The organism is Aurantibacter sp. UH7 (genome assembly GCF_056839165.1).
The window spans coordinates 2,961,915-2,980,145 of record NZ_CM166388.1 but is presented as its reverse complement, the minus strand read 5'-3'; the positions used below and the strand labels follow the sequence as shown (position 1 = coordinate 2,980,145).

13 protein-coding genes are annotated in these 18,231 nt (G+C 34.3%); 3 read left to right on the top strand and 10 right to left on the bottom strand.

The features are described from left to right. Positions 1–40 precede the first annotated feature (40 nt). From UH7x_RS12485 to UH7x_RS12475, 3 genes are all read right to left on the bottom strand, one after another. A complete protein-coding gene (locus tag UH7x_RS12485; RefSeq protein WP_482360256.1) occupies positions 41–823 on the bottom strand; it encodes a CPBP family intramembrane glutamic endopeptidase in 783 nt (260 codons plus the stop codon). Between the two features lie 97 nt (positions 824–920). Further along, positions 921–2,015: an acyltransferase family protein gene (locus UH7x_RS12480; protein WP_482360255.1), complete on the bottom strand. Its 1,095-nt coding sequence runs from the start codon at positions 2,013–2,015 to the stop codon at positions 921–923. A 78-nt stretch (positions 2,016–2,093) separates the two neighbouring features. Continuing rightward, positions 2,094–2,693, bottom strand: coding sequence for an ankyrin repeat domain-containing protein (locus UH7x_RS12475; protein ID WP_482360254.1), 600 nt, complete (start codon positions 2,691–2,693; stop codon positions 2,094–2,096). A gap of 233 nt (positions 2,694–2,926) precedes the next feature. Here UH7x_RS12475 and UH7x_RS12470 point away from each other — a divergent pair, with 233 nt between their 5' ends. Next, a complete protein-coding gene (locus UH7x_RS12470; protein ID WP_482360253.1) occupies positions 2,927–4,975 on the top strand; it encodes a helix-turn-helix domain-containing protein in 2,049 nt (682 codons plus the stop codon). Between the two features lie 38 nt (positions 4,976–5,013). Here UH7x_RS12470 and UH7x_RS12465 read toward each other — a convergent pair whose 3' ends face one another. Next, complete coding sequence (locus UH7x_RS12465) at positions 5,014–7,350, bottom strand: adenylate/guanylate cyclase domain-containing protein (RefSeq protein WP_482360252.1); 2,337 nt, start codon at positions 7,348–7,350, stop codon at positions 5,014–5,016. 436 nt (positions 7,351–7,786) lie between these two features. Between UH7x_RS12465 and UH7x_RS12460 the strand changes: the two genes are divergently transcribed. Together UH7x_RS12460 and UH7x_RS12455 are read left to right on the top strand one after the other, a co-directional pair. Further along, positions 7,787–8,008 (top strand): hypothetical protein, encoded by a 222-nt coding sequence (locus tag UH7x_RS12460; protein ID WP_153757364.1) that lies wholly within the window; start codon positions 7,787–7,789, stop codon positions 8,006–8,008. Between the two features lie 226 nt (positions 8,009–8,234). Then, positions 8,235–8,414 (top strand): hypothetical protein, encoded by a 180-nt coding sequence (locus UH7x_RS12455; RefSeq protein WP_482360251.1) that lies wholly within the window; start codon positions 8,235–8,237, stop codon positions 8,412–8,414. A gap of 415 nt (positions 8,415–8,829) precedes the next feature. Here UH7x_RS12455 and UH7x_RS12450 read toward each other — a convergent pair whose 3' ends face one another. From UH7x_RS12450 to UH7x_RS12425, 6 genes are all read right to left on the bottom strand, one after another. Then, positions 8,830–9,165, bottom strand: a complete 336-nt coding sequence (locus UH7x_RS12450) for an L-rhamnose mutarotase (protein WP_482360250.1) — start codon at positions 9,163–9,165, stop codon at positions 8,830–8,832. Positions 9,166–9,184: 19 nt separating this feature from the next. After that, positions 9,185–11,308: an alpha-L-fucosidase gene (locus UH7x_RS12445; RefSeq protein WP_482360249.1), complete on the bottom strand. Its 2,124-nt coding sequence runs from the start codon at positions 11,306–11,308 to the stop codon at positions 9,185–9,187. Between the two features lie 16 nt (positions 11,309–11,324). After that, positions 11,325–13,469, bottom strand: coding sequence for an alpha-galactosidase (locus UH7x_RS12440; RefSeq protein ID WP_482360248.1), 2,145 nt, complete (start codon positions 13,467–13,469; stop codon positions 11,325–11,327). Next, positions 13,469–15,052: a sulfatase gene (locus UH7x_RS12435; RefSeq protein ID WP_482360247.1), complete on the bottom strand. Its 1,584-nt coding sequence runs from the start codon at positions 15,050–15,052 to the stop codon at positions 13,469–13,471. The genes UH7x_RS12440 and UH7x_RS12435 overlap by 1 nt, the downstream gene beginning before the upstream one ends. Before the next feature lie 54 nt (positions 15,053–15,106). Then, positions 15,107–16,504 carry a sialate O-acetylesterase gene (locus UH7x_RS12430; protein WP_482360246.1) on the bottom strand — a complete coding sequence of 466 codons (1,398 nt, stop codon included), beginning with the start codon at positions 16,502–16,504 and terminating at the stop codon, positions 15,107–15,109. 69 nt (positions 16,505–16,573) lie between these two features. Beyond that, positions 16,574–18,202: a sulfatase family protein gene (locus tag UH7x_RS12425; protein ID WP_482360245.1), complete on the bottom strand. Its 1,629-nt coding sequence runs from the start codon at positions 18,200–18,202 to the stop codon at positions 16,574–16,576. Positions 18,203–18,231: the final 29 nt, after the last annotated feature.

Here is an 18,231-nt window from a genome sequence, read left to right as displayed (position 1 = left end):
ATTTATTATAATTTTATAAAAAAATAGTCTTCGTTATTATCTACCCGAAAGGGGAACCTATAACATGAAAGGTTAAATCAAAAGCTATATGTGACACTATAGCGACTAACAATCCTCGTTTCCAAAAAATCCAACCGAAAGTTGTTCCTGTAATGAAATTTCCTAACATGGTTATAGTAATTGTAAAGGGGGAAAGTTCAAAGAAATTACTAGTTATCGGAAAGTGCATCACCCCGAAAATTAATGCGGTAATAAAAATACTAGACCAAACCATTTTATTTGTTGGCTTATCTACTTTTTTCAAAGATTGTAATGCAGTAACAAATAATGACATCAACCCAAGGCGATACAATATCTCTTCATTAGTACCCATTACAAAAGAAACAAGAATATAATAGAGTTTTGAAGGACGTTCTTGCAAAGATTCTACAGGATATAAAAGTTTTTGTAATTCAAATAGCCACAATAAAACAAGGGCTACACTTATAGCCAATGCAACGCTCGATAGAACCGACTTCCAATTTATCAATTCACTATCTCTTTTTTTAGCATATAAACGAGCAATAACTGGTGCGCCCAAATTTGATTTTTCCGAGACCCATAGACCTATAAAAATAATTAAAGCACCAATGATTACATTAATAGCAAAGGTATATGCATAAACAGATAAGGCTTCAGGTTGAATCTTACCAGGACCCAATGCTAACCGCTGCATCTCCCTGATAAAGGGTACGTTAGCCAATCCACATAATATATAAAGACTGAAAATACTAAGAGCCACCTTCCAGCGATATTCTTTTTTTTCACTTTTATTCTGACTCATTGATCTTTGAATTGTGTTTTCAATTTATATCAAAATTAGTAGTTGTTTAAAAGCATTTCGTTCCGATTTGGAAATCAGTACTAATTTGAATAATCTTTTAATTTTGATTGTATAAATTAATATTGGTTTTTTGCATTTTGCGGAATTTCCATTTCAATCCAAACAAAGGTTTTAAGAAACCAATCCTTCTAATAATGAATTCATAAATGAGATAGCATGTTAATCCGGTAAAAACTACAATACCTACAAATTTTAACTCGATTGACATATCTAACGGTAAAACGAACATGGCAATAGTATATAATACGAACATGTGAATAATGTAAACGGGATACGCTGCTTGACTCAAGTAACTTAGGATTTTACTTGGTTTATTTAAGTATTTAAAACCAAATCCGAAAACTCCAAAAATCCAGCAATTAGATTCAATTGCCATAAGATACCCAGGCGCTTCAGTTTCAAATAGCATGAATCTTATACCATATAGAAAGATAGCAAGACCAATATATAACCATCTCCATTTCAAAACAGTTCGCCAAAACGATTTACCACTGTAAACCAAAAGGAAACCGAAAAAGAAGGCAAAAAAACCATTAAAAAAACCATGCCATGTCTGGGCATACATCGCAAACAGCTGAGGCTTTACCAATAAAACCTCAATTATAAAAAACAGTGATATCAACAACGGACCACCTGGGTGACTCATTAGAACAGATAACATTCTTTTTATTTTGCCGTCCTCATGCTTTTTTAGGTAGTTACAAAACGGTAAAAGTAAGAGTACGTATACAAAAATATTACCCAAAAACCATAAATGTCCTTGGTGCGGATAATAACCTAATGGCATATTATAGTACTTCTGAAAAATAAACATATGCAATGGAGTTATGGCTACTATTCCAAAAACGAATGGTAATAAAATTCGCTTTGTTCGCTCTAAAAGCAATTGTTTCCAGTTCCGTTTGCGCATTGCGAAATAAAATCCAATTCCCGATACAAAGAATAAAAGTGGAATTCGCCATACATTTAACATGGTCATCGGAGTCCATATTGCTTCAACCGATTCGTCACTTTTTATAAAGCCAATGAACATTGCCCAAGGCTGAAAAATAATGGCTATATGATAGATAAGTAACAAACCAATAGCAATTACTCGTAGCCAATCGATATCATATCTTCTTTCCGTTGTCATAATGAATTTATTTTTAATTTAATTGGAGTCCGTCTTTATAAAGTTAAATTCGAATTCGATATTATTATAGATAGGTTCTTACTGTAGCATCATGGCGATTACAGGGCGTGTTTTTTCTATCTCATTTAAATCAATTTGTAAACCCAGTGGACTTAACTGCTGCTGAAGCATTTCATAGATGGGCTTAATATCTGTAAATGAGCCCATAACACTTTCCCGTGGTGTAGCCCCAAAATTATTTTTTATCGTCTTTTTCGCTTTAGCATCAATAAGCAGCTGTACGATTTCAACCTGACAAAAGAATGCGGCGTTGTGCAAGGCAGTAGCCCCATCATTATTTATGAGATTCAAATCTGCTTTAGCATCAATTAGTGCTTTAACAATAGTGGTTTTACCGAAAGTAGCCGCGGTCATTAAAGGAGTTGAACTGCTCATTGCTTCTTTTTTGTTAAGATTGGTCCCTGCTTTAATGTGAAGTTTGACCGCTTCGATGTTGTCGGACAATATTGCAGTATGAATGTCCATTTTTGGTGCCGCAACTCCTGACTTCGAATCGGTGCTATTAGTTATCTCTCCTTTTGACTTATAATCAATCTGACCGCATGCGGATGTAATTAATAGGATTATAAGTGACATATTTACTAATGTTCTCTTTGAATTAATTTTAAATGTTTTCATTTTTTTTAAGTTTAAAATTGTTATTACTTTTTGTTTCTACAAAGATGCGATGACCATTGTTGCGGGGCCTATGAGCTATACGTCAAATTGTATAAAGTTTCAGGAAGGCATAAAAACTATGGCGCAAGAGTATCAATTATGGCGCAAGCAGACCCTTTTGTCCCAATCTTGGAATTGTTTAGCGGTATGGGTTTACCATAATTTTTATCTAATTTTGAGTAGCAAGAAACACCATGTCTGACCAATCTTTTATTGGAGAAAACTTTATTGACAAGGCAGAATCCCTAATTGTGGAGAATCTCTCTAACGAACAATTTGGAGTTTCTGAACTGGCGGAGGCTATGAACATGAGTCGTTCTAGCTTATTAAGAAAAATAAAAAAAGAGACGAGTCTTTCAGCAAGTCAATTTATTAGACAAGTCCGTTTGCAAAAAGGAATGGAGTTGTTAAAACAGAAGTCACTGACCGTTTCCGAAATCGCCTATCAAGTGGGTTTTGGAAGTACTTCTTATTTTATTAAATGCTTTCGTGAACACTATGGTCATCCCCCAGGCGAGGTAGGAAAAAAATCTTTAGAAACAGAAACCGTAATAACACCTTTCTGGAAGCGTTACCAATGGCAAATTATCACCTTTGCTTCATTACTAATTATAGCCACATCGTTTTTGGTTTTCAATAAAACAAACGTAATTTCTGAAGTAAAACTTGAAAAATCTATTGCATTCTTACCCTTTAAGAATGAAAGCAACGATTCTACCAACCTATATTTCGTAAATGGAATTATGGAATCAGCACTGGGCAATCTTCAGAAAATCGAAGACCTGAGGGTGATTAGTAGAACTTCCGTAGAAAAGTATAGGAATGCAAAAAAGGGAATTCCCGAGATAGCCAACGAACTAAATGTTAATTATCTGGTAGAGGGCAGTGGACAGCGCGTTGGAGATCAGGTATTACTTAACATTAAATTAATTGAAGCATCTAGCGACCAACCTATCTGGATTGAGCAATATAGTCGTGAAGTAGGCGATGTTTTTGCACTTCAAAATGAAGTAGCCAAGAAAATTGCAGTTGCGATAGAAGCTATTGTGACTCCTTCTGAATTGGAACAAATAGAAAAAAAACCTACTGATAACTTAGTAGCTTATGATTATTATCTCCAAGCTCTTGAGCCATTTCTATCTAGATCTAATGAAGGACTTCAACAAGCCATAGGTTTATTTGAACAAGCCATTGAATTGGATCCTGAGTTTGCATTAGCCTATGCCAATATCGCTATATCCTACTATCTTCTCGAAATGTCTCAAAGCCAGAAACAGTACACCGAAAAAATCAATAACTACGCTGATAAGGCATTGCTCTACGATTCAAAATCCGATGCAAGTCTAATCGCCAAGGCTTTTTACTACGTACAAACAGAGGAGTATAAACTAGCCTTACCACATCTAGAAAAGGCCCTGGATTACAATCCTAATTCTTCATTGGCAGTGCAAATGCTTGCGGATTTCTATTTTCGTTTGATTCCCAATACTGGTAAATACTTAGAATATGCATTGAAAGGAGTTCAGTTAAATATTGCTAGTGATTCCATCACTCAGAGCTATACCTATTTAGGGCTGAGCAATGCCTTCATCGAAAATGGTTTTGTTGATGAAGCTATAAAATACATCAATAAAGCTACTAACTACAATCCAGATAATTACTTTGCGCCCCATTTGAAATTACTTATTTTATTTGCAAAAGAAAACGATATCAAAAACACCACAAAATTATTTGAACGCGAATGGCAAAAGGATACTACGCGCTTAGACATATTGGTGGAGGTAGCTAATTTTCATTATTACCAAGAAGATTATGATAGGGCCTTTTTTTACTTTGAGAAATTTATCGAAGCAAAAGAAAAATATGGATTAAATATTCGTCCGGATGAAGATATAAAAATCGGAATAGTCTATGAAAAGAAGGGGTTGAATGAACAAGCAAGTGATTTTTTCAAATCATACACCGAATTTTGCGAAACAGATCAATCCATCTATAAAAGTGCAAGTATGGCTGCAAAGTTCATCCAAGAAGGTAAACATGATTTAGCAATAGAGCAGCTTAAGGTATTTGCAACACAAAATAATTACAAGTATTGGATTCTGTTATTCTATAAAATAGATCCGCTTATGAAATCTTTAAAAAACCATCCTGAATTTGACGAGACTATACAAAAAATTGAAAATCGATTTTGGGAAAATCAGAATCAACTGAAAAAATCACTTAAAAATAAGGGACTTATTTAATATTTTAAAAATCCCGCTTTATTATCAAAAAACGGCTGTTAATTCTCGACTACAGACTTCCAATAGGTTCTTGGAGTTATGCCCATTGCTTTTTTAAAATATGTATTAAAAACTGTTTTGGAATTAAAACCACTATCATAGGCTAATGCTAGAATAGTTAGATGCTGCTGTGAAGCGTCTGCAACTTTTGATTTAAAGGTTTTTAAACGATATGAATTAACAAATTCAGAAAAATTCTTATCAAATCCTTCATTAAGTAATTGCGATAAATGGTTCGGAGGAATTTCTAGCATTTCAGCCAAGTCGCGAAGTGTCAGGTTAGGGTCAAGATATGGTTCTTCTTCAGATATCAAATATTCTAATTGCCGTCGATACTGTTGCAATATTTCTTTCTCGAATAAAGGCTTTTGATATTTTCTTTCAACCACGTCAACAGTATTCTCCTTTTCAAAAATTTGCTGCATCAACTCCTGAAAGCGAGCATTTGTACGAAGTGGTTTTAAGATAGGCTCTGTGTTGAACAATAAAACTCTCGGCAATCTATATTCGATTCCTTTTTCAATCAAATTAATTGCGTCTTCATGATTACCATTCATTGTATAGCAAAGAATTAGAAAGAAAATAGCATTTCCCATATTATCGGTTTCTAGCTCCTCTTTTAATTTAGACAGACCCTCTTCTACTTTGCTTGTGTCACCAAGAGTTATATACGCCATGGTAGCCCCAGCTAATTTTGTCAAATTACCTTCGCCCAAAACAGGAAGGTTCTCGAAAAAAGATAGTGCTTGTTTTCCATGACCCTTTATAACGAGTATGCTACCAATATAAAACGGAGGAAAAACAAGGTCAGGATTAAGTACAAGTGCTTTTTCAAACATAGAAATGGCTTTATCGTAGTCTTCCATTAAGTAAAACAGAAAGCCTTTATAGTGATTGTTCATTGCCGAGAACGGATCCAATTCAAGCGCTTTTTCTATATAATTTAAGGCAGCTTTTAATTTTCCTTCAACGGTGAGGGTATTTGAAAAAGTTAAGTATATATCATCAGTCGGTTGAATTTCTAAAGCGTTATTGAGATGCCGATACGCTCCGACAAAATCCCAGTTTTGCCAGCAACTTATCCAGGCAAGGTTGAGTTGTGATTTTGACAAGTTCTTATCCAATGCAAGGGCCTTATCTAAATAAAGTTTAGCCTTTTCAAAAGCGATAGGAGCAGGTAACATTCCCATCGTACCCAAATATGCATACCCTTGGTTAACATCTAGGTATGGCAGAGGAAAATCAGGTTCTTCTTTAATTACTTCATTAAATATAGCAATCGCTTTTTCAGTTTCTGGTAAGCTTAATTTCATTAAATGATATCGACCCAATAGATACTTTTTATAAACACTGACAGAAACATCGGGCGCATTTATTAACTTATCATTCATATTAAAATGACCAATATGCTCACGTAATTTATCTGCAATAAGAAGGCTAACCTCATCTTGTACTGCAAAAATATCTTCTAAATCATGGTCAAAAGTTTCTGACCAAAAATGAAAATCATCAACCACATCAATTAATTGAGCAGTTATTCTCATTTTCTTACCAGAAAGACGAACACTACCTTCTAGAATTGTTGATACATTTAAAGCTTGACCGATTTTTTCAATTGGGATGTTTTTATTTTTAAAATAAAAAGAGGATGTTCTAGATGTTACTTTAAGACCTTTTATTTTAGCAAGGGCATTGATAATTTCCTCAGTCATTCCATCAGAAAAATATTCATTCTCAACATCAGAACTCATATTTACAAAAGGTAATACGGCAATTGTCTTATTTTCTTTTTTCGAAACTTCTTTGAGCGCTAATCGATCAGGCACTTTTATACCCGTATGCTTCACAGCAAAAATCTCTATTGGTTTTATGATATTCTTTAACTCAAAATGGCCTAGTGATTTTGTATAAATCTGAGGTTTATTTTTAAGTTCATCGTTCAATTTCCCTGATAAGAGAATAGATCCAGCAACACCTAACCCTTCAATTCGAGAAGCTAGATTTACACCGTCACCATAAACTTCGGTTCCATCAAAAACTATATCCCCCACATGAAGACCAATACGTATTGGTACAGGATTCTCTTGTTGTAAACTTTGTTGAATAGCAATGGCACATTCTACCGCTTTTACTGCACTCTTGAATATACTTAATGTTCCGTCTCCGTAATACTGTACTATTTCACCATAATGCTCCTTGTGACTTTTTTGAAACTCAAGACGATGCCGCTTTCGCATATGAGTTGCTGCCATCTCATCTTTTTGCATCAAAGCGGTATAACCAACAATGTCGGTAAACATTATAGCTACAATACTTCGATTTTTCTTATTACTCATAAAAAAGGTGTACTACGTGCTGAGAGAAGAATCCCTTAAAATTAAATGTATTTCAAAAACTAAAATACAACAATTATATACTTTGGTAAATTTTCAGTTTAAACAGTCCTAATTATGACTCACAGGTATGAACAAATATTTGAGTTTTAAGAAATTTTGCTATACTGAAACGAGATTATTGATAATATTTGCTGCTTCTTTGATGAAAAAGAGTCCTTTATTTGTTGAAAATGAATTTTTAGAAAGTAAGAAAATGCTCTCAAAAATCTATTTGACTAGTTCAAAAAGTAAAAAAAATAACGTTTTTTTTACTCAAATGGTCATAAAACATGCTTAAAGTGGTTAATGTTAACATAAATTTTCACTATATACCAATAATTAATTTCTATTTGTTATATTCCGCCAGTAAACGCAATAGCATTAATTTTAAATAAAAATGGAATTACTTAAAGAAGCACTTGAGCTCGAAAATATGAAAATGAGCAATATGTCAACCAGTGATAGAGTTGTAGCATCAAGATTGGCCAAAAGACTGATTCTTGAAATCAACGAAATTTATAAGGAAACGAAAGATCCTGAACTTATGGATGTCATGAAAAGGCTCACTGAGAAAAAGAAAAAAATTGAAAAAAGGTTAAAAGGAAGACCAGCAGCTTAGATTTCTTAAATCAGACTGCAAAAAGCTCTCAAGTTTTGTTAATAACAAAACTTGAGAGCTTTTTCTTTTTATAAATCTAAAAAATAATTTTCTCAAACCACTATCAAATAACTATCTTATTTCATGCAGAGAAACTCCATCATTAAGTGTATAAGAAAAATACCCAACATTGGGTATTGATTTTAAAAAAATAGCTTAGTATTTTTATTACATAATTTACCAAACCATGCTAACAATTTATAATTCTACCTTAAGATCAGTATTGGATAGTATAAATGCAAAAGAATTAAAACGTATTAAAAAGGAATTTGGTTTAACAGAAAAAGAATTATCTCATTTGTTAAGTTTAAGTGTACGTTATAGACAAAACTCTAGTACTATTCTTAAAAAGCTTATTTTAAAATAATTTATATAAAAACCTCTTAAATGAGTATAACTGTAGGTCGGGGGAAATACAGTTTTATGAATTGAGAGGTTTTATTTTAGATAACTTTTCTAAATATTTCGACTTTATAACGAAAAAATCGACGTAATGCTTAATTAAAGTCATTTACCCATACTACACAACGTTTATCGCATTTATTCCTCAAAATGGATAAAACAGCTGAATTTTGTACAAAATAATGTAGTATGAAAACAATGCTGATTAAGATTAAGAAAGAAATTAATAAAACCGATACACTAGCAGCCATCAGTTGCTTAGTTATATCAATTACCATATTTTTTATAATTAAAGTACTAGGAAATACATATGGTTTCTAATAGAAAATAAACCAAGCTTTTTCAAAAGTGTCGACAAGAAACCTTGCCGGCACTTTTTTTTACCACTCTGTCTGAAATACCTTTTTCATTGGCAACCATTTTTCACCAGGTTTTGCAAAAGGCAAAGCTTGTTGATAATTCCACATTAATTCTTCCCATTTTTCATTTTCAGGATAATTGGCATCTACCGCTGCTTTTTTATCAAAAGTAAAATCGTCGTCTACGTCTATAATCATAAACATTCGATTACCGACTCTATATATCTGCATCTCTAGAATACCAGATTCTTTTATACTTGCTAAAATTTCAGGCCATACCGCGTTGTGGTATTCCTCATACTTTTCTATTAAGGCTGGGTCATCTTTTAAATCTAAAGCCAAACAATGTCTTTCCATAATATTAATTTATAATATTCTATTTTTCTGTTATTATATCTATCTCTGCGAATGAGGCTCTAAAATCTACATCTTTCAACTCACCTTCATGGCTAGCACCAGAATTAACCTTAATACCTCTTAATTTAATAAACCTCGCTTCAGTTCTATTAAAATCTATAGTTTGTTGCAATCGACTATTTACAATATTGGAAAACTCGCCTGATGCAACTTTGTTCCAATTTCTACCATTTATACTGGTTAAAAATTCATAATTCGTTATTATACCCACTGGGTATCTATCTTGATTGGGCCAATATGTAAAGCCTTTAACAAAATAAGAATCCCCTAAATCAATTACCACTTCTTGTGGACGTTTTAAATCTGAATCGGTAACCCAAAATGTATTCGGGTCTTCATCAATTATTAAATTTGTTTTAGTCGGGTCACCCGAGGTTGTATTTACAATGCTCCAATTTTCTTTTGCGATATCAAAATATTTCGTAACAGGCTCCGTATTTGCCTCATTGACTGGATCTACAGCAATTACTTTTAAAGTTGTCGGCGAATTAATTAAGAAGGGGGCTTTGTATTTAATTGAATTTACTGATGGAATACTTCCGTCCAATGTATAATAAAGTATAACTTCATTATCAGGTACAGTAATGCTAACCATGCCATTTAAGTTTCTTGAAATCTTCGGAGCAACTAAGAAGTTTGGCGCTCGATATATTTCAAGATTAGAGATTACAATAGGGGCTTTAGCTTTTTTAAAATCAACTTTTAGTTTAGTAGCCTTTACAGTTTTAAATTGCAAAATACGACGATTCCCAATTGTGGTCTGCCCATCTATTTCAACCCATTCACCATCTACCTCAGCCTCAACTATAAAATTTTGAACACGCTGCCCTAAGGGAATATACTCTTGCAGCAGTAATCGATTAATTTCTGTTGGTGCTCCAAACTCCACAATTAATTCAGCACTAGAAACTCCATCATCAGTTGCCCAATAAGTCTCTGGATTTCCATCAATGGTATTTTCTGGTTTAAAAGTTGATTTATTGCCTCGATAATTTGAAGCTACGATATCTTTTCCACTAGCTAGTTCATATTCAAAATCTTTATCTATTTGTGCTCTTAGGGCATTCAATTGTTCAAGGTCTTTTTCATGTACTAGTCCGCGTTTATCAACCGGAAGATTTAATAAAAAATTTCCGTTGCGACCGATAGACTCGTAATAAGTTCTGACTAGGCGTTCTAAAGATTTCACCTGATGGTCTTCTCGGGCATGATAATACCATCCTGGCCGTATGGATGTATTTACTTCTGCAGGAAGCCAATGTGTTCCATCTTCATGACCAGACCGTAGTTCGACGTATCTAGGCCATCCGGGATAGATTTCGTCCCTGCGCATTATACTCCAATTCGTTTCATTTGCCCATCCTTCTTCTGTTCCTACCCAGCGAATATCTGGGCCACCATCACTAAAAATAACAGCTTTGGGCTGAAGCTCTCTTACAATCTGATGTGTTTTATCCCATTGATAATATGTTTTATTATCAATTTTTCGTGTTTCATTTGCTCCTCCATAATAACCAGAACCACCATTTGCTCCATCGAACCACACCTCAAATACATCACCATAATTGGTAAGCAATTCTCTTAATTGTTCATGAAAATCATCCACATATTCAGGCGACCCATAATTAGCTGCATTACGATCCCAAGGCGATAAGTATATACCAAATTTGAGTCCATATTCTTTACATGCTTCAGACAAATCTTTTATCAAATCACCTTTCCCATCTTTCCAAGGAGAATTCTTCACAGAATGTTCGGTTGTTTTTGTAGGCCAAAGACAAAAACCGTCATGGTGTTTGGCGGTAATAATAATTCCGGTCATGCCAGCATCCTTAGCTACTTTAGCCCATTGTCTTGTATCCAATTCTGTAGGGTTAAACTGTTTTGGCGATTCACTACCAGTTCCCCATTCCATATCGGTAAATGTGTTCATATTAAAATGAACAAATGCATAATATTTCATATCATGCCAAGCCAATTGTCTTTCTGAAGGTATTGGCCCAATTGGCTTCGGGGGTTCAACTTGATTACAAGAAATCAAAAACAACCCTAAAATTAAAGAAACAAATAAATTCAACTTCATCTTCATAATACACTTTTTAGCGAATCAAATACCAAGTATGTGATTTTGCTGGAATATTAACATTAATATCAATTTCAAAATCTCGATTAAACTGACGAGGCATCAGCAACCCTCCCTCTTTAGACATTAAGACTTCATTTTCTGTACCCGTATAATATACGGGCACTTTAATCTGCTCCTTAATAACCTTATCAGTTGGATTAAAAAGCATAATTAACCCTTTATCTTTACCGTTAGAATCAACATGCATAAACCCGTCCCAACTTCGCCCATTAGGTCTACGCAAATGAATGATATCTGCATTAAGTATTGCTCTGTACTTTTTATAATGTTCTATCTGCTGAATTACTAGCGCTTTAGTTTCTTGGGTATCATAAAGTCTTGGTCCTCGATAACAAGCTTGTACTCCAGAGCCATAATTTTGAATCATATGTGCTTCATAGGAATCTAAATGTTCTGAAAGCGGCTCTAAAGTTGCCTCTGCCCCACCTCCGTGGTATTCGGTAAGCGGCACGAATGTCCATGCCATTGAAGGTGTTTTCTCCCAAGTACCATCATAAATGTTTTGTCTTCCTAAAATAATCTGTTGTTCTCTGGGTAACGACCAATTTACCTCTCGATATCCTATTCCGCATTTATTAGATCCTTGAAGAAAATAAAAATCAGGGGCATTTAAATAAACATCTTTTTCTTTTAGCCAATGATAAAAATCTTTTGTCATCGTCCATTGGACCCATTGCGAATCTTCATAACCTTTATGGTATTTATGACTTGTTGAAGCACAAAAATCTCCAGGATACGGACCGTCGTGTTCTAACAAATCAAAACCTGTTTTTACAAAAAATACTTTTAGTTTCTTAAGGTAATCATAACCCCATTGGCTTGCTAAACAAGGGGCATTATTAAATTTAGTGCCACCTGGTTCTCCTGTTTCATTATTAATTACATCTACTTCTTCGCTTATTGTTCTACTTGAAAAAAGTGAATATCCACCCAATTCTATACCTTTTCTATGTGCATAATCTGCAAGTTTTTTAAACTTTTTAATATTTGTCGCCGTGGTATCTTCCATGTTCAAACCGCTACCAAAACTTAAAATAACCATTTCATAACCGGTAGCTACGCATTGATCAATCGCTCTTTTCACTACTTTAGGCTCGGTAGAAGTAAGATGCATAAAAATGGGGTTCTCAGAGGACCAAGGCGCTAATGTTCGATACATTTTTCGAATTCCTAAAGCATTTCGCTCGCGATCAAATCCGTTTTGCAGTAATTCATATGTGCGGAAACTTTCAAAACGCCCACCACTTGCAATAGTCATATTTGGCCCAAGAAGTAATTTAGACTCCAAAAGACATTCGGTTTCCATTTTCCAGTTTACTTGTGATGTATATTCTGGATCTGGCTCCCAAAAAGTTGTTTGATTTGCTTGATCTGCCGTAAATCCACCAAAAGCAAAATCGCTTTCTACATGAATATTTGGTCGTAACCATCTACTTGGGGCTTCAGTGGGGTTTTGAGATTCAGGAAAGGCAAGAATTTCACTTTTAAAACTATTTAATATGATAGATTTCTCACCTCTATTTTCTAAAGTAATTCTTTTAGAAATTAGTGGCATGCCATCATAGATTTCATAGTGTACGTATACTATAACGTCTTTTTGTTCTTCTGAAGGGTGCACAAACTTTAAACGAAGTTCTTTGCCCTTGGCTATTTCAGAATCAGCAGTATTCCACCTTTTCTTTGAATTCCATTTCACTAATTGCTTAATATCGCTAATCTCATACGAATCGAAGCGAAATGCATTTGAATCCACTTTTAAATTTGGAATCCATTTGTTTAATAAATAACCATGCTCCTTAAGACCAACTAAACCACCAACCGGATATACTTCTTTATTTATAGTAACCTCAGCTTCAGGTTTTATACTGCGTAAAAAGGTTTCACCAGTAATTAAATTTTTATACTCTGTGGTAGCAGCATTAGGCTGTATCGTAATTTGCCGTAATGTTAGTCCATTGGAAAGAATTAAATTATCACCTTCTACAATAATATTAGCAACATAATCCTTGTTACTTATTAACCAATCTTTTTGACCTGCCGATTGTGCAAATATTGATAGACAGAAAAATAAATTTAAATAGATAAAAAGACTTCGCATTAGTTCTCTTGAATTTCATCAACAACTAAAATAGTGTCAATTTTTATTGAGTCTAGTACTTCATCAGGATATGGAACAACCAAGCCTGTATCTTTTTTTAATGGCATCTGTGCTTCAACCTCTCTTAGATAATCGGACAAAATTTTAGCCAACTCTTTTGTCTTCTCTGGTTGTTCTCTAATCAAATTTTTTGACTCTCCAATATCTTCGTTTAAATCAAATAGTTCTATTTTAGAATCTGCATGATAGTAAACAAGTTTCATCATTCCATTTCTAATAGCACTACTTGCCCCTATTCCTGGTCCAGATGGTCCCCATTCATTTGGAAAATGCCAAAACAACGATCTACCGTTATCTTTTAATTCTCCTTCTAAAACAGACACAAAACTTTTACCATCAATTTTTTGTACAGTTTCTGCACTATCAATTTGAGCCATTTCTAAAATTGTAGGGTAAAAATCTTCAATAATCACTCGCGCATCACTCATGGAATTAGGAGCTGTAATTTCGGGCCACTTGACTATCATAGGCTCTCTAATTCCGCCTTCGTAAACTGAGCCTTTACCACTATTTAAAGGTGAATTATGAGTATGTAATTCCCCTGCTCGAGTATGAGCACTTAGTCCTCCATTATCCGACATAAATAGAATGATTGTATTATCTACAATATCCTTTTCTTCTAAATAATCCATGATATCGCCAAGACTCTTATCCATTCCCTCTACCATACTGGCGTACTTTGCCTCTACGGTATCTAAACCTTTTTCAAGATATTTTTGGTAAAATCTCGCATCCTCCATAAGGGGCGTATGAACAGCATAATGAGACATATACATAAAGAAAGGTCGTTGCGTTACTACCGCAGAATCCATCGCCACTAAAGCTTCCCTGGTAATTGCTTCTGTAAGATAAATATCCTCACCGTAGTATTTTTCTAGTCCGGGTACGGCCCATATTTCTTTTCCTTCTTTGCCATTTCCAAAATTTTCAGTTCCTAAATAACTTTCAGGTGCACCCGCTGCATGACCAGCAATATTAACATCAAAACCTAAATTAGTAGGGTCTGCCCCTGGCGTTCCAATTGCTCCTAAATGTGCTTTACCCGCATGTATGGTATAATACCCAACATCATGAAGTATTTGAGGTAACGGACTCGCATGCACTGCATTTGAAATTCCAGTTACAGGACTTAAACCATTAACATTCCATCTCGGAAAACTTAGAGTTTTATGATTGGATTCCATTGGCTTTATGGAATCTTTAATCAGCGTCCAATTCGTAACTCTATGTCTAGCAGCATTCATTCCAGTCATTAAACTCACCCTGCTAGGTGAACATACTGGCGTTGCATAGGCTTGTGTAAATTTCATTCCCTCAAGAGCTAAGCGCTCCATATTCGGTGTTTCATAAATATCATTAAAACTTGTTCGTTCTTTATAAAATGGCACCGAAGTATCTTGCCAACCCATATCATCTACCAAAAACAAAACTATATTCGGAGGTGTTTCAGTAATTTCTTCAGGTTCACAAGAACCAAAAAAAACAACTAAGAATACTATTAAAACGGCTTGGTAAAATTTCATTTAATTAGGCTAGGGTCTGTTTGTAATTGTTAGGGAACTTTCTTTTAAGTTATATCATTCCAATTGAATTTCCCAATCATCTGTTCTAAATGCACTAGCTGGGAGTCCTTCTTTATTCGATAAATTTGGTAGCGCAGTATCAGTAAAAGCAAATCTAACGGCTAAAGGTTTTTTAACCTTTGAAGACATTACCTGTAATTTATCATCTACTATTTTTGCTTTAGCAGGATAAAACTTCTTGTCTTCGCCAGCTATAAAAAATTCGGTAAGTATTTTTCCATTTTTCACTAGTCCAGATTCAGCATTATTAAAAGCTACCATTATCTTATTATTTTTTATCGTCATTGACTTATAAACTGGTCCACTATAAACAATGTCCTTGTTATACGTTTTAGCCAATGCCCAAAGTGCTAATCGTTTTCCAACATCCTGTTTATTAGTAGGATGAATATTTTCTACATTTCCAATATCATTAGTCACTGCCATTCCAGTATTAGGAATACTTAACATTGTTTGCAGTTGCGCATCTCGTACTACCGCCGCCGCTACATTTTTAACCGAATCATATCGATAAGGAGCAATTTGTACAAAATAAAAAGGCAATTCCTTTTCCCATTTTTCTCGCCAGCTATTAATTAGCAAAGGAAAAGATTTGTAGTATGAAAATGGATTAGCTCTATTGGATTCGCCTTGATACCATAAAAATCCGGCTATATTGAATTTTGTAATAGGATTTATCATGGCATTAAAGTTTACACCTGCAGTAGTCGGCCAGTTTCCATTGTCATTTAACTTATTCGCCGCAATTTTTAATTCATCATCTTGAAAAAGAACTTCTTTCTCAATCCACACTTCCACCGGTGTACCTCCCCAACTCGAATTAATTAATCCAATAGGAACATGTAAATCTTTAAATAATTTTCTACCAAAGAAATAAGCTACCGAACTAAATTTTTGCATAGTTTCTGGCGTGCAAACTACCCACTCTCCTTCTAAATCATCTTGAGGATTTTTCGATTTTTTACGTAAAACACTAAAAAATCGAATATTTGGATAATCGGCATTTGAAATTTCTTCCTCAGCGTTTTCGAGACCATTTTCAGGTGTCCATTGCATATTTGATTGGCCTGACCCCAACCAAACTTCACCTATTAAAATATTATTTATAACTATTTCTTCATGACCACTTACAGTTAATGTATAAGTACCTCCTCCTTCTGGAGTAGCTATTTTCGTAGACCATATACCTTGATGTGCTTTAACCGTTACCGGAGTATTATTCCATGAGCCCGTAATTGTAATTGTTTCGTTGGTTGCTGTTGTCCATCCCCATATATTAACTTCAGAGTTTTGTTGTAACACCATATTATCCGATAATATGGAAGGCATCCATATTTTACCGAAACAAAATTGTATTGTAAATAAGAGAATTAGGGTAAGAAAATTTTTCATTGTATTCGTTTGGTTTAGATATATTTTTGGTCTGGTATCTGGTATGTTTTAATTCATAAAATTCAAAAATTAATTGTGGTTCTGAGTCTCAAAGACTACTAATTGTTTCCATTCTGCATCTTTAAAATTAGCATCATTCATTTGCTTTTCTCCTTCATTGCTTCTTCCATTATCAATAGTATTTTTTAATAACAATTTTAATTCTTCGACTACTTCTGGTTTTTCTGCATACAAATTATTCTCTTCTGCGGGATCTTCATTTAAATCAAAAAGCTGTATTGGCGGCAATTTGTCGATGTCTTTATCATTCGGCTTTGGATAACTCCACCCTCCAGAACCTGCAGACATAACTAATTTATAATTACCTTTTCTAATTGCAAAACTTCCGTTTATAGAACTATGAATTGTTGCTTCACGTTTAAAAGCAGCTTTAGAATCGTCAGAAAACAATGGCAACATGGAATAACTATCTTCGCCTTCATTAGCATTTAAATCTACATTTGCAATTTCCGCACAAGTTGCTAAAAAATCAGTCGTACAAATTGTAGCGTTAGAAATACTACCCGCTTCAATTTTCTTTGGCCAACTTACAATAAAAGGTACCCTGTGGCCACCTTCATAAATATCTGCCTTATGACCTCTATAAATTGAGCTTGGATCATGATTTTTTTCACCGAGCACTTCGAAATCTGCTTGTGGAGAACATCCATTATCACTCGTAAAAACTATAATGGTATTCTCATCTAAGCCATTCTCTTTAAGTAAGGCTTTTAACTTTCCCATATAATCATCTATTTGCATAACAAAATCTGCATATGGGTTTAAATTACTTTTACCCAACCAATCTTCTGTTGGTAAAATAGGGGTATGTGGGGAAGGCAAAGCCAAATAGAGAAAAAATGGTTGATTAGTTTTAGTTTGATTTTCTATATAGGCAAAAGACTTTCTGAAAAAATTTGGTGTTACATCATCATGCTTAAAATCATCTCCGGTTGGGCCTTCTCGCCACCATGTATATTTGCCCTTATCAACTGTAACTTTTTGAGGAATTGATGTTGGCATGCCATTCTCAACATAAACATAAGGCGCCATATCTAATGAGCCCGAATGTCCATAGGAATAATCGAAGCCTAAATCTTTGGGGCCATTTGTTATGGGCTTAGAAAAATCTATATTTTTATAATCTGTGGCATTCCAACCTGTTCCATAAACACTATCTCCTTCTGATAATGCCCAGTCCCAGCCCAAATGCCATTTACCAATAAAGCTCGTACTATAACCTGCCTTTTTTAATAAAGAAGCTGCTGTAGTTCTATTGTTTGGAATTAATGCTTTTGAAATACCCGTTAGTACTCCTTGCTTTAAAGGACTGCGCCAGTTATATCTGCCTGTTAAAATACCATAACGTGTTGGTGTGCAAACTGCAGATGAAGTATGGGCATCTGTAAATTTCATTCCAGATGCAGCCAAAGCGTCTATATATGGTGTTTTTATTTTACCATTTTCATTAAATGCATTTATATCACCATAACCCAAATCATCTGCTAAGACATAAATTATATTAGGTAATTTATCTTGTTCCGTTGTTTTAGTGGTTTCCACTTTATCTTTACACCCTATAATTAAAATCAAACAAACAGCACTAAGCAAGCTTAAAAAAACAAAACTATTCGTATTCATCATCTTATTTTCCTCCATCCATTAAAAATAAACATTCTCAATTATTC